Origin of the sequence: Faecalibacter macacae (genome assembly GCF_003687725.1) — a bacterium.
In the GTDB taxonomy this organism is placed as follows: Bacteria; Bacteroidota; Bacteroidia; order Flavobacteriales; family Weeksellaceae; genus Empedobacter; species Empedobacter macacae.
The window spans coordinates 95982-109717 of the sequence record NZ_RDOJ01000007.1 but is presented as its reverse complement, the minus strand read 5'-3'; the positions used below and the strand labels follow the sequence as shown (position 1 = coordinate 109717).

General features: G+C 33.0%; 12 protein-coding genes. 10 read left to right on the top strand and 2 right to left on the bottom strand.

Annotated elements, in window-relative coordinates:
* The first annotated feature begins 39 nt into the window (after nt 1-39).
* The 9 genes from EAH69_RS06980 (at nt 40) to EAH69_RS06940 (ending at nt 10011) form a co-directional block, all read left to right on the top strand.
* The gene (locus EAH69_RS06980) at nt 40-1461 is read left to right on the top strand and encodes a lipopolysaccharide biosynthesis protein (protein WP_121934473.1); all 1422 of its coding nucleotides are present in this window, start codon (nt 40-42) and stop codon (nt 1459-1461) included.
* A gap of 5 nt (nt 1462-1466) precedes the next feature.
* Nucleotides 1467-1898 (top strand): dUTP diphosphatase, encoded by a 432-nt coding sequence (dut, locus tag EAH69_RS06975; RefSeq protein ID WP_121934472.1) that lies wholly within the window; start codon nt 1467-1469, stop codon nt 1896-1898.
* A gap of 30 nt (nt 1899-1928) precedes the next feature.
* Nucleotides 1929-2951 (top strand): sugar phosphate nucleotidyltransferase, encoded by a 1023-nt coding sequence (locus EAH69_RS06970; protein WP_121934471.1) that lies wholly within the window; start codon nt 1929-1931, stop codon nt 2949-2951.
* An 11-nt stretch (nt 2952-2962) separates the two neighbouring features.
* Nucleotides 2963-3754: a DUF4292 domain-containing protein gene (locus EAH69_RS06965; protein ID WP_121934470.1), complete on the top strand. Its 792-nt coding sequence runs from the start codon at nt 2963-2965 to the stop codon at nt 3752-3754.
* A complete protein-coding gene (locus tag EAH69_RS06960) occupies nt 3754-5421 on the top strand; it encodes a murein hydrolase activator EnvC family protein (protein ID WP_121934469.1) in 1668 nt (555 codons plus the stop codon). Before EAH69_RS06965 ends, EAH69_RS06960 begins: the two co-directional genes overlap by 1 nt.
* 37 nt (nt 5422-5458) lie before the next feature.
* Complete coding sequence (locus EAH69_RS06955; protein ID WP_121934468.1) at nt 5459-5629, top strand: twin-arginine translocase TatA/TatE family subunit; 171 nt, start codon at nt 5459-5461, stop codon at nt 5627-5629.
* A gap of 93 nt (nt 5630-5722) precedes the next feature.
* On the top strand, nt 5723-6334 hold the full coding sequence (locus EAH69_RS06950; RefSeq protein ID WP_121934467.1) for a DUF4254 domain-containing protein: 612 nt from the start codon (nt 5723-5725) through the stop codon (nt 6332-6334).
* Nucleotides 6335-6483: 149 nt separating this feature from the next.
* Nucleotides 6484-7716, top strand: a complete 1233-nt coding sequence (locus tag EAH69_RS06945; protein ID WP_121934466.1) for a DUF6051 family protein — start codon at nt 6484-6486, stop codon at nt 7714-7716.
* A gap of 87 nt (nt 7717-7803) precedes the next feature.
* Nucleotides 7804-10011, top strand: a complete 2208-nt coding sequence (locus tag EAH69_RS06940; protein ID WP_121934465.1) for a M1 family metallopeptidase — start codon at nt 7804-7806, stop codon at nt 10009-10011.
* 135 nt (nt 10012-10146) lie between these two features.
* Here EAH69_RS06940 and EAH69_RS06935 read toward each other — a convergent pair whose 3' ends face one another.
* Nucleotides 10147-12279, bottom strand: a complete 2133-nt coding sequence (locus EAH69_RS06935; RefSeq protein WP_121934464.1) for a S9 family peptidase — start codon at nt 12277-12279, stop codon at nt 10147-10149.
* Between the two features lies 1 nt (nt 12280).
* The gene (locus EAH69_RS06930; protein WP_121934463.1) at nt 12281-12631 is read right to left on the bottom strand and encodes an arsenate reductase family protein; all 351 of its coding nucleotides are present in this window, start codon (nt 12629-12631) and stop codon (nt 12281-12283) included.
* Between the two features lie 99 nt (nt 12632-12730).
* Here EAH69_RS06930 and rluF point away from each other — a divergent pair, with 99 nt between their 5' ends.
* Nucleotides 12731-13654, top strand: a complete 924-nt coding sequence (gene rluF / locus EAH69_RS06925; protein WP_121934462.1) for a 23S rRNA pseudouridine(2604) synthase RluF — start codon at nt 12731-12733, stop codon at nt 13652-13654.
* Nucleotides 13655-13736: the final 82 nt, after the last annotated feature.

Below are 13736 nucleotides of genomic sequence, written 5' to 3'. Positions count from 1 at the left end.
TTCAAAAAAAGAAGTTGAATTTTAATAAAATTTTAAAACTTGTATAAAAAACTTTTAAACGAAACGCTAATTTATGGGATGGGAGCAATTCTTCCACGTATAATTATTTTCGTTTTGAATCCGTTCTATAATATCTATTTATTGAATACTGAGTATTCTAAATTTAGTCAATTATACGCAGCTATATCTTTCCTTAATGTGTTCTTGACATTTGGTTTTGAAACTGCTTTTTTTAGGTATGCACCAGAAAAGAATATGTATCAGAAAGTTTTGAACACATCATTTTGGTTTATGTGTTCTAATGCAATTATATTTTTAATCCTATTATATATTTTTATAGATCCGATTGCAACGTTTTCAGGGTATGAAGATTCAAAACAATATTTGATATGGTTTGGATGGATTGCTTTTTTTGATACAATTTGTGTAATTCCATTCGCAGTTTTAAGATTTAAAGGAAGACCAATTTTATATTCAGGAATTCGAGTATTACAAACCGTAGTTCAAGCGATATTAACATTAGCCTTTTTTGCTTTTGTTTCGCCACAAATTTTAGAATCAATTAACATTACAGAAAAATTATCGATTCCATTTTTAGCGAATTTAATTGCATCTATTCTGGGTGTTGTGATGCTTTTTAAAGTGATTAAACAAGTTCGATTTAATTTTGATTTATCCTTATTTAAGAAGATGTTCCATTATGGCTATCCGATAATGTTAGCTGGTTTAGCTTTTATCATCAATGAAAATTTTGATAAATTAATTCATAGATTCTACATTTCGGAAGAAGATGCAGGGTCATATTCAGGATGCTACAAATTGGCTATGATTATGACGATGTTTGTGACAGCTTACCGAATGGGAGTTGAACCATTCTTATTTAAAGTAGCTAAAAACGAAGATTCTAAGAAAACATATGCAGATATTTTATTCATCTTCAGTGTGATTTGTAATTTGGTAGTTTTAGGAATCTTGGCTAATTTAAATTGGATTACGAAGATTTTTGTCCCGAACGAATCTTACCACATAGCCATGGATATTGTGCCAATTATATTAGTAGCAAATCTGTTTTATGGAATTTATTATAATCTTTCGACATGGTATAAAATTACAGACAAAACATATGTTGGTACTATTGTATCTTCAATCGGAGGATTAATTACTATTCTGATGAATATCTTTTTAATCAAAGAATATGGATTTATGATTTCAGCTTGGGCAACTTTAATCGCTTACGGAACGATGATGATTATCTCGTATATATGGGGACAAAAAGCATATCCTATTCCATATCAAACCCGTAAAATTATCCTTTACATGTGCCTTGCCATAGGGATTGCCACGATTAATTATTATGTTTTAGATTCTAATTTGATTATTGGTAATCTTTTATTAATCTCGTACATTGCATTCCTATTTATCGCAGAGCGAAAAACAATTAAAAAACTGATACAGAAATAAATTCCATGAAAGTAAAAGTAATCAATCAATCGAAACACCCTTTACCAGAATATAAAACAGCTTTATCTGCTGGAATGGATTTAACCGCGAATATTGATGCGCCTATTGAATTAAAACCTTTAGAAAGACGATTAATTCCAACCGGATTATTCATCGAATTACCAGCAGGATACGAAGCGCAAGTTCGTCCTCGTAGTGGTATGGCTTTAAAACATGGTTTAACTTGTTTAAATTCTCCAGGGACAATTGATGCAGATTATCGTGGTGAAATTGGTGTAATTATCGCCAATGTTTCGAATGATACCTATACAATTGAAGATGGAGAACGTATTGCACAATTAGTGATTGCAAAACACGAAACAATTGCTTGGGAACAAGTAGAAACTTTAGATGAAACTGAGCGTGGAGCTGGTGGATTCGGAAGTACAGGAAAGTAAGAGATTAAACTCAACAATATTTTATTAAAAATGAAAATTATTATCCCAATGGCTGGACGAGGATCTCGTTTACGCCCACACACATTAACAACTCCAAAACCATTAATTCCAATTGCAGGTAAACCTATTGTTCACCGTTTAGTTGAGGATATTGCAAAAGTAAGTTCAGAAAAGATTGAAGAAATTGCTTTCGTAATCGGTGATTTTGGTGCTGAAGTTGAAGCTGATTTAATTGCAATTGCAGAAAAATTAGGTGCAAAAGGAACAATTTGTCACCAATTAGAGCCACTTGGGACTGCGCATTCAATTTGGATGGCAAAAGAAGCTTTAGATGGTCCAGTTGTTGTTGCTTACGCTGATACTTTATTCCGTGCTGATTTTAAATTAGATATGGAATCTGACGGAGTAGTTTGGGTAAAACAAGTAGAAAATCCATCAGCTTTTGGTGTAGTTAAGTTAGATGAAAACGAAGTGATTACGGATTTCGTAGAGAAACCACAAGAATTCGTTTCTGATTTAGCAATCATCGGAATTTACTTTTTCCGTGATGGTCAAAAATTATACAAAGAAATTGAACACATCATCGATAATAACATAACTGTTGGAGGTGAATACCAATTAACTGATGCGTTAGAAACTATGCGTGCAAAAGGTGATCAATTCACTTTAGGTAAAGTTGATGAGTGGATGGATTGTGGTAACAAAGCGGTTACTGTAGATACAAATTCTCGTGTTTTAAATTTAGATAAAGAAGATTACTCAACAGTTAATCCAAATGCAGTTGTAGAAAATTCATTAATTATTCCTCCATGTTACATCGGTGACGGAGTTGTGATTAAAAATTCTAAAATTGGTCCAAACGTTTCTTTAGGAAATGGAACAAAAGTTGAATGTTCAAACATCGACAATTCATTAATTCAAGAGAATTCAATTATTGCCAATGCGAATTTAACAGACTCTATGATCGGTAATAACGCGAAGTATTACGGTGTTTCTCGTAGTATTTCGTTAGGAGATTACTCTGAATTAGATTTTAAATCTCACGAAGCTTAATAGTTTAAGATATGAAAAAAATAGCCCTAATTTTAGGTTTAGCATTTGCTGTAACAAGTTGTACATCATCAAAAGTTGTAAATGACAATGAGGCTCCTGTAGTTTCAGAATCAATAAAAATTATCAATCAAACATTAGCCAAACAATCAAAGTTTAATCACTTAACGATTCAAGCTAAAGTTGCAGCTGATTTGGAAGAAATTTCTGGCGATGTTAAAGCTACCATTTACGTAAATAATGGATCTAAAATTTGGGTTAATGCTACAAAATTTGGTTTTACAGGTGCTAGAGCGTTAATTACACCTGATGGTTTTTCTGCTTACGAAAAAATCGGAGGTACATATTACGAGGGTGATTTTTCTTTAGCGAATAAACTTTTAAAAGTTGATTTTATTGATTATCAAAAGCTTCAGGATTTAATGTTAGGTAAAGTTTTTGTTGATTTTAATTCAACAGATTATACTGCAACATTAACTCAAAATCAATATATTGTAGCGTATAATAAAAATGCTCAAATTCAATCCTCTCCAGAAGCTGGAGAATACATTCAGACCTACGTTTTTGATAGTGGATTTCGTTTAAAAGAAGCACATTTAAAAGATCCTAAACGTAAAATGGAAGTAGATATTGAATATGCAAATTGGACTAAAGTAGGTGAGGAAGAGTTTCCTAAAAATGTTAAAATTATTATAAAAGATAAAAAAACGCGTCAAGTGGATTTGGAATATAATAGTTTTACATATCAAGAAACAAATACACCTTTCTCAATTCCAAGTGGGTATAAGAAAAAAGAAATAAAATAATGAGAATTGTTTTAACCGCAATATTATGCTCCTTGAGTATATGGGCAAATGCTCAGGTACCCTATAATAAGGAGAATTTGCAAAAACAAAATGCACAGTTAAAAAAAGAAATTTTACAGTTAGGTCAGGCCTTGAAGAAAAATCAAGAAAATTCTCGACTTAATGTAGAATACGTGCAAAATCTTTCTAAAAAAATCGATACTCAGACCAAATTAGTCAACAACTTAGGTAAAGAAAAACGCTTTATCGAAGATGAAATCTATTTGACTCAGTTAGAAATCAATAAACTTTCTCGTGAACTTCAGGTTTTAAAAGATGATTATAAAAAAGTACTTGTACGTGCCTATCAAAATCGTTCGGTAGACAACAAATTACTTTTTATTTTATCTTCTAAAAGTTTTAGTGAAGCTTATCGTCGTGTTGAATATCTAGAAAAATATGCTGATTATCAATTAGCTCAAGCTGAAGAAATTATTGGTAAAACAACTGATATTAAATCGAAACAAGCAGCGAAAGAGAAAGCAAAACAAGACAAGGAAAAAGTCTTAACTCAACAACAATTATTCAGTCAGTCATTAGAAAAAGAAAGACTTGAAAAAGAGAAAGCTGTTGCCGAATTTAAGAAAAATGAAGGTGTAATTGCTGCCGATATCAACGCAAAACAAAACCAACAACGTCAGATTGATGGTCAAATTAAAGCGATTATCGAGGAAGAAATTCGTCAAGCAAAAATTAGAGCCGAAAAAGATAAAAAAGCATGGGATGTAGCGCGTAATGCGAATACAATACCTGCATATAACGAGTATTTAAAAGAAAATCCAAAAGGAGATTACGCTACATCAGCGCGTAGAAATATTGCAGCGATTGAAGCAGATGCAAAAGCATGGAATGTAGCTCGTAGTACTCACTCTAAAGCCTCTTACCAATCGTATTTAAAATCTTATCCGAAAGGTAGTTTTGCTTCAACAGCGAAAACTGAGGTTGCAAAATTTGAGCAGTTAGAGCGTGAAGCAGAAGCTGAACGTCAGCGTATAATTGCACAGCGTAAAGCTGAAGAAGAAGCAAGACTTAGAGCACAGAAAGAAGAAGATCAACGTAAGATTGCAGCAGCTCGTGCCGAAGCTGAAGCGAAAGCAAAAGCAGAGGCAGCAGCAAAAGTTGTAACGAAAGTTCCGGAAAAGGAGAAAGTTGTAGTAAAAGATGAACCAAAACCTGCAGAAAGCTTTAATGATACACCAGAAGTTGGTGGTTTATCAGGAGATTTCTTAGCGAATAAAGGTCGTTTACCTTGGCCGGTTGCAAAAGGAAAAGTTGTAAGTCATTTTGGTACGAATTCGCATCCAATCCTTAAGAATATCGATATCCAGAACAGTGGTGTAGATATTTCAACAGGTAAAGGATCTAGCGCTAGAGCCGTTTTCGAAGGAACAGTTTCTTTCGTAATGCCAATTCAAGGTGGTAATAAATCTGTTTTAGTAAGTCACGGTACATATTACACGGTTTATACAAATTTATCTACAGTTAATGTAAGTAAAGGAGATCGTGTAGGACGTGGTCAATTAATCGGATTAATTGATACTGCACCAACAGGAGAAACGATTATGAATTTCCAAGTTTGGAGCGGAACAACAAAACAAAATCCTGCTCTTTGGATAGCAGGAATGTAACAAATAATAAGTATATTTGCATTAAAATCAATTCAATATGGGAATGTTAGGGGGTAAAGAATGGATTCTTATCATTATCGCAATTTTATTGTTATTTGGGGGTAAAAAAATTCCTGAATTAATGAGAGGATTAGGTTCTGGAATCAAAGAATTCAAGGACGCTACAAAAAATGAAGAAAAGGACAACGAGCCTAAAAAAGAAAATTAAAATATAATTTTAATTATATATAAAGCATTGTAGTTGTGAAATTAAATTCTGATTACAATGCTTTTATTTTTATAAGACAAATAACATATTACAATGAAGTTTACAGAAAGAGCTTGGGAGATTTTTAACGAATCAATCAACGATTATCATAAATACGACGACATAAATCGCCAAATAGAAAATCCATACGACGAATCTAATTTAATCGAACATTTATTATACAAAAAGAACTGGATTGATACAGTTCAATGGCATTTAGAAGATATCATCCGTGATCCGCAAATTGATCCTGTTGAAGCTTTATCATTAAAACGCTGGATTGATAAATCTAACCAAGAGCGTACAGATATGGTGGAATATGTAGATAGTTGGTTCTTGCAACAATACGGTAACGTAGAAGTTAAAGAAGATGCGAAAATTAATACAGAGTCTCCTGCTTGGGCAGTAGACCGTTTCTCTATCTTATCTTTAAAAGTGTACCACATGCAACAAGAGGTAGATCGTACAGATGCTACTCCAGATCACATTGCTGCATGTCAAGCTAAATTAGATGTTTTAAAACAACAACACATTGATTTATCTACTGGTATTGAAGAATTATTAGCAGATTACGTAGCAGGAAATAAATATATGCGTGTGTACAAACAAATGAAAATGTACAACGACGAGTCCTTAAACCCTGTGTTATACGCAAACAAAAAATAAAAGATTAATTTCTTGATAAAAAAAGCTTAACTCTACGTTAAGCTTTTTTTATGTAAAAATATTAGGCTTGCATAATAATTATTAATTTTGTCAATGCTAAATAATATGATGTCTATCGAAATAAATCTACTTTTTAAAAATTTATTCTTATGAATTACAATGAATTATATGATGTTTTGAAAGAGAATTTTGAAAAAGAAGGTTCTTTTAAAATAATTGATGGTTTAAATTTGTCGATAGAAACAATTTATTTTGATTCTCGTAAGGCAGATTTGCTGCATGGATCACCAAAATATACTTGCGATAAACATGATATAAATTTTTCTGTAGACGCTGAAGATAAGTCACAAGTTGTATATGGAATTCCTTCTGTAGATTTAAAGGATTTTGATATCGAATGCAATAAAAAATTTGATTATTATATCTTAAAACGTGCAGATATTGAAAAAGCTGAAGGTGCAATTATTTTCTTCCATGGTTTAAATGAAAAACGATGGGATAAATATCTTCCTTGGGCTTACGAATTGGCTCAGCAAACAAATAAAGCTGTGGTTTTATTTCCAATCGCTTTTCACATGAATCGTGCTGAAGAAATTTGGTCTGATCGTCGTGCGATGGTTGAAGTGTCTAATTTTAGAAAGAAACATTTTAAAGATAATTCAGATTGTTCGTTTGTAAATGCAGCAATTAGTTCGCGTTTAGAAGCGCATCCGCAACGTATCTTCTGGTCAGGTTTCCAAACATACTCTGATGTGATTTCGGTTGTTAATAATATTCGTCAAAACAATATTCAAAGTATCTCACCAGATTCATCTTTTGATTTATTCGGTTATTCTATTGGGTCATTTTTATCCATGATTCTTAAAATGGCTGATCCAGAGGGAATTTTTAAGGATTCGAAATTATTCTGTTTTTGCGGCGGTATGACGATTGATCGTATGTTTCCAATTTCAAAATACATAATGGATGCAAGAGCAGCGATTAAAATGCAGACGGTTTTTGCTGAATTATTAAGTTCAGATTTTAAATCAGATCATCGTTTAGGGCATTTTCAAAATCAACAGTTACATTCTCAGGAAAGTTGGTTTAAGATGATGTTACGTTACAATTACTTTCAAAAAGAACGTGAAGTTCGTATCAAAGAGTTACAAGGTCAAATCAAAGCTTATGTTTTAGAGAAAGACGAAGTGGCTCCGCCAATGGAAGCATTAAACACGTTACAAGGTGGTTATAGAAACATCAAAATTGATGTCGAAATTCAAGATTTCCCATTTGATTATTCGCACATGGTTCCATTTCCATTAACAAATAAAATACAAGACGAAGTGACTGAATCTTTTAAACAGTTCACAAAATCAGCAAGCGATTTTTACAATTCCTAAAAAATTGTGTAATAAATAGAATCTCAATACCTCTTATTAAAAAATAATAGGTATTTTTATTTTCATTCCTATTTATAAAATACACAAATGAATAAAATACTTTCTAGAATACTTTATTTAGGTTTCGGGTTATTAACTCTGAATGTTTCTGCTCAAGATGCTCCAAAATACGATTATCACGAGGCATTTAAGCCCTTTTTTTATCAAAATAATGGTACAGATTATCGTTCAGCAAGTGGAAAACCAGGTCATAACTATTGGCAAAATAGAGCAGATTATAATTTAACAATCGCTTTAAATGATCAAACAAATGAATTGGTTGGTAGTTCAGAGATTACTTATACCAATAACAGTTACGATTCGTTAGAATTTTTATGGTTGCAGTTAGATCAGAATTTATTCGCTAAAGATTCAAGAGGTGCATCATTAATTTCAGCTTCAGGAAGTCGTTATGGAGAGGCAGGTTCAGCTTTTGATGGAGGTTATAAAATTAAGTCGGTTACAGTAGATGGGAAACCTGTAAAATATACAGTGATTGATACGCGTATGCAGATTGATTTAGCTAAAGCGTTAAAAGCAAAAGGAGGAAAGACGAAAATAAAGGTAGAATATTCTTATACAGTTCCTAATGAAGGTGCAGATCGTACAGGAGTGGTAGATACGAAAAATGGAAAGATTTTTACAATTGCTCAATGGTTTCCGCGCATGGCAGTTTATGATGACATTCATGGATGGAATACATTACCTTATTTAGGTCCAGGGGAGTTTTATTTAGAATATGGAGATGTTACGGCGACAATTACTGCGCCCGCAAATCATTATGTAGTAGGTTCGGGTGAATTATTAAATCCGAAAGATGTTTATTCTTCTGAACAGTTAAAACGTTGGGAAAAAGCGAAAGCAAGCGATGCAACAGTTATGATTCGTTCGGCAGAAGAAGTGAATCAAGACGAGAGAACTTCTTCGAAAACTAAAACCTGGAAATTTAAAATTAAAAATACAAGAGATTTTGCTTGGGCATCATCATCATCATTTATCATAGATGCGGCAAAAATTAATTTACCTTCTGGTGAAAAATCGTTAGCTATATCAGCTTATCCTGTAGAAAGTGATGGACAACATGCTTGGTCAAGATCTACAGAATATACAAAAGCATCCATCGAACATTATTCTAAACAATGGTCTGAATATCCATATCCGACAGCAATTAACGTAGCCGGGAATGAAGGAGGAATGGAATATCCAGGAATCGTTTTCTGTCATATGGATTCGAAAGGAGAAGGACTTTGGGGAGTAACGGATCACGAATTTGGACATATTTGGTTTCCAATGATTGTTGGTTCTAACGAACGTGTACATGGTTGGATGGACGAAGGTTTCAACACATTTATCAACGATATTTCGACTAAGAATTTCAACAATGGAGAATACTACGAGAAGCAATCGTTACAACGAATGGCATCAGTGTTTAATAGTGATAAATTAGAGCCGATAACAAGTCAACCAGATAATATGCGAGAGCGAAATATAGGTTTATTATTATATTACAAACCTGGTGCTGGAATGACTTTATTACGTGAACAGATTATAGGCGAAGAACGTTTTGATAAAGCGTTAAGAACATATATTGATTATTGGGCATATAAGCATCCAACACCAGAAGATTTTTTCCGTACAATGGAAAATGTAACGGGCGAAGAATTATCTTGGTTTTGGAGAGGTTGGTTTATGAATAAATGGAAAATTGATCAAGGTGTAAAAGGTGCAAAATACAAAGAAGGAGATTTTACGAAAGGAGTAAACATAACGGTTGAAAATATTGGTCAATTGCCAATGCCGACTACGGTTCAGTTAACGTTTATAGATGGAACAAAACAAGAAGTTAAATTACCTGTTGAGGTTTGGAAAAAGAATGCAGAATGGACTTTTCATGTTCCAACCAATAAAGAAATTTCTACAATAAAGTTAGATCCTACGGGTGCATATCCAGATGCGGATTTATCTAATAATTCATTTACAGTTGGCGGAGCAGAAGATTTGGCTCAATCAAGGATTAATGTGAATGAATTTGTTGGAACATTTACAAATTCACAAGTTGGTATGGATATCGAAGTTAAAGTCGAGAACAATCATTTAGTAGCTCAAGCTACAAATCAACCAGCTTTTCCAATTATGCATGCAGGTGGTAGAACTTTTGGTTTTGAAGAAGCAGGTATCGAGTTTGAATATGCTGAAGATTTAAAATCATTTATCCTAAAACAAGGTGAATACGAATTAGAGTTTAAGAAAAAGTAGATTTGTTCTAGGTTCTAAGTTGATGTCATTCTGAGCTTATCGTAGAATCCAATTAGATTATAAAGCTAAATTTATTTTAGCTTCAACTAAATTTAAAACAATAAAAAAGCCTCGCATCGCGAGGCTTTTTTAATTCTATTTTGTTTGCTCTGGTTTAAGATATAAATCAAAGTAATCTGTAATTTTTTGCATCAAATGCACACGTTCTACACCACGAACATTATGCTCGTGATTAGGGTAAACATAGTAATCAATTTGCTTTTCAGTTTTCACAGATTCTCTTAATAAATCCATCGAATGTTGCCAAACAACAACCGGATCTAATGAACCATGAATCACTAATAATTTACCTTGTAAGTTTCCAGTTTTCGTTAACAAGTTGTTATCCTCGTAACCTTTTGGATTATCTTGTGGCGATTCCATGTAACGTTCTGTGTACATAATTTCGTATTGTTTCCAATCGATTACCGGACCACCAGCAACACCTACTTTAAATACATCAGGTTTACGAAGCATAAAAGAAGTTGTCATAAATCCTCCGTAAGACCAACCGTGAATTCCCATTCTTTCCGAATCAACAAAAGATAAAGATTTTAAATAATCAACACCTTTCATTTGGTCATTCATTTCTGTTGTTCCCGCTTTCGCGTGAATTGCTTGTTCGAATTTTAAACCTCTATTAGCCGAGCCACGTCCGTCCATTGTAAAGACAACATAACCTTTTTCAGCCAAAATATCATACCATAAATTTCCAGATGCTGGGAATCTATCGTTGATTAATTGGGCGTGTGGACCATTGTATAAATAAACGATTACAGGGTATTTTTTAGATGGATCAAAGTTATTTGGATAGATTAACTTTCCGTATAAATCTGTTCCGTCATCAGCTTTCAATGTTACATTTTCAACTTTTGCAGTTTTATAACCTTCTAACGGGTTTTTAGCAGTTAATAAATTCGTGATTTTACTTGATTTTGTATCAATCACATCTACTTTACGTGGTGTTGTATCATTGCTCCAGTTGTCAATTGCATAAATTCCAGAAGTAGAAACAGAAGGCGTGTGTGTTCCTGCTTCTTTTGTTAATTTACGTAATTTTCCATTCTCCCAATTTACTGCATATAAATGACGTTCTTTTGGCGAATCTTTTGTTGTAACAACTAATAGCTCTTTTGCTTTCGCGTTCTGACCAACAATATCTGTTACAATCCAATTTCCTTTTGTGATTTGGTTGATTAATTTTCCATTTGTGTCAAAACGGTACAAGTGCATAAATCCATCGCGTTGCGACCACCAAATGAATTCGTTATTTTTACCTGGAACGAAATATAATTCGTGTTGAGGTTCTACGTATTTTTCGTCTTTTTCTTCAAATAATGTTTTAACAAATTTCCCAGAAACGGCATCGTATTGATTTAATTTCAAGTGTTTTTGATTACGACTTAAAACACCAATGTAAATGTGTTTTTCATCTGGAGACCATGTTACCGAAGTTAAATATTGTTCCTTGTCAGATTCCGTTTGTAAGAAAACAGTTTGTTTAGTTTTAGGATTATAAACGCCTAAAGTAACTGTATGAATTTTTGTTCCTGCAAATGGATATTTGATGTTTTTGTTTACCGCAGGCTGAACCGACCAATCGATAATTGGATATTCTGTTACAACATTCTGATCCATTCTGTAAAATGCAACAGCATTTCCTTTCGGAGAGATGAAAATTCCTTTATGGATTCCGAACTCATTTTGGTGAACAGATTTTCCATTTACAATATTATACGAACCATCTTTTGTAATTTGGTGCGTTGTTCCCGTTGTATCTACAAAGTATAAATTATTATCAATCGTGTAACCAACTTGGCTATTTGCAGCATCAAATTCTACATCTTGCGCATTAGATGGTACATTAACCCAATTGTTAATTTGTCCATTTGTTGCAACTGTTTTATAAGTTCCTTTTTGATTAAAAAAAGCTTTTTGATTAGTAATCCAGTTTAAAGATGGAATTCGGTTTCCTTCAAATTGATTCGAACGGAAAATCGTATCGACTTTATTTGTAGCAACTGATTTCTTGATTAAAGCTTCGCCATATTTCGTTTTTACATTTTGTGTAAAAGCATCTTCGTTGGGAAGCCATTGAACTTGACTTAAATTTTCAACTCTAAGATTAGTTCCTAAACCAAGAACAGCATCTTTCATTGTTAACTCTTTTTGCTGAGCAACCGATAAAGTACTCAACAAAAGCGTAGCGTATAATAATTTTGTTTTCATGTTATTTTAATAGATAAGCAGATAATGCTTCAAGATTTTTCTTTTCGTTTCCAATAAAAATAGTTTCTCCATCAACGACAACTGGTCGTTTTAAAAATGTATAATCCGTTAAGATGTAGTTTTTGATGTCATCTTCAGATAATTCAACATCTTTTAAACCTAACTTTTTGTAATTCTGTGCACGACGAGAAAATAAGGCTTCATAACTTCCTGCCAATTCCTTCATTTCATTCAATTCTTCTTCAGTAATAGCAGTCGATTTTATTTCATGCAAATCAAATCCTGTAAAGTCATTCTCTTTTAAGATGCGTTTGCACGTATCACACGTTTTTAAAAAAAATACTTTCTTCATCGCTTTTGTTTTTTATTGATATGTAAATATACTTAATCTTGAATTGTTAATGCATTTTGTGGTTTGATTAATGTTTAAAGAAAGGTTTATCTTTGCTCTATGGACGAGAAGAATATGATACGATTAAATAAGTATATAAGTGATAGTGGTTATTGTTCAAGAAGAGAAGCAGATCAATACATCGAAAATCGTTTAGTACATATTAATGGACGTGTTGCAAAGCCAGGTCAACACGCAAAACCAGGTGATGTTGTTACAGTGAAAGGTGTAGAGATTGAACCTCGTGACAAAGCGCACGCGGCTTATATTATGCTGAATAAACCTGTAGGAGTTACGTGTACAACTGATTCTTCGGATCCAGATAATATTGTCGATTTCTTATCGTTCGGTGAGCGTATTTTCCCGATTGGTCGTTTAGACAAAGATTCACAAGGTTTGATCTTATTAACAAGTGATGGTGATATTGTGAATAAGATTCTTCGTGCAGGAAATAACCATGAGAAAGAATATGTGGTTACAGTAAATAAGCCGATTACAGACGAATTCTGTGAGCGTATGTCGAAAGGTGTTCCGATTTTAAACCAAGTGACTAAGAAATGTAAGATTGAAAAGGTAAGCACAAATGTGTTTAAGATTACATTGATTCAAGGATTAAATCGTCAGATTCGTCGTATGTGTGAATATTTCGGGTATACAGTAAAGAAACTAGAACGTGTTCGTATTATGAATTTAACGTTGAATGTTCCCGTTGGTCAATTCCGTGATTTAACTTCAGAAGAATTAGCAGAATTGAATCGTTTAACCGCTGATTCTGAAAAACACGAAGAGAAGAAATCATCCAATAAACCGAAGAAATCACCAGCTAAGAAATCACCAGATTTTTCTCCAGACTTTAAGGATGATAAAGGAAAATCAATTCAAAAGAAAAAAACAAATAAACCAAAAAGTACAACGCAAGCTCGTATTGGTAAAAGTAAAGCGCCAACTACGTCTAAAGGCGGTAAATTTGGTAAAAGAAGATAATTCTAAAAACGATTCTTTCAACGAGAATCGTTTTTTTATAGATTTTTAAAAAATCGCCTATTTATCATAGTTTGAAATGTTT

Excerpts from the sequence above, each read along its gene's own strand:
- dut (WP_121934472.1), top strand. The coding sequence starts at position 1,467 with ATGAAAGTAAAAGTAATCAATCAATCGAAACACCCTTTACCAGAATAT.
- EAH69_RS06970 (WP_121934471.1), top strand. The coding sequence starts at position 1,929 with ATGAAAATTATTATCCCAATGGCTGGACGAGGATCTCGTTTACGCCCA.
- EAH69_RS06965 (WP_121934470.1), top strand. The coding sequence starts at position 2,963 with ATGAAAAAAATAGCCCTAATTTTAGGTTTAGCATTTGCTGTAACAAGT.
- EAH69_RS06960 (WP_121934469.1), top strand. The coding sequence starts at position 3,754 with ATGAGAATTGTTTTAACCGCAATATTATGCTCCTTGAGTATATGGGCA.
- EAH69_RS06955 (WP_121934468.1), top strand. The coding sequence starts at position 5,459 with ATGGGAATGTTAGGGGGTAAAGAATGGATTCTTATCATTATCGCAATT.
- EAH69_RS06950 (WP_121934467.1), top strand. The coding sequence starts at position 5,723 with ATGAAGTTTACAGAAAGAGCTTGGGAGATTTTTAACGAATCAATCAAC.
- EAH69_RS06945 (WP_121934466.1), top strand. The coding sequence starts at position 6,484 with ATGAATTACAATGAATTATATGATGTTTTGAAAGAGAATTTTGAAAAA.
- EAH69_RS06940 (WP_121934465.1), top strand. The coding sequence starts at position 7,804 with ATGAATAAAATACTTTCTAGAATACTTTATTTAGGTTTCGGGTTATTA.
- EAH69_RS06935 (WP_121934464.1), bottom strand. The coding sequence starts at position 12,279 with ATGAAAACAAAATTATTATACGCTACGCTTTTGTTGAGTACTTTATCG.
- EAH69_RS06930 (WP_121934463.1), bottom strand. The coding sequence starts at position 12,631 with ATGAAGAAAGTATTTTTTTTAAAAACGTGTGATACGTGCAAACGCATC.
- rluF (WP_121934462.1), top strand. The coding sequence starts at position 12,731 with ATGGACGAGAAGAATATGATACGATTAAATAAGTATATAAGTGATAGT.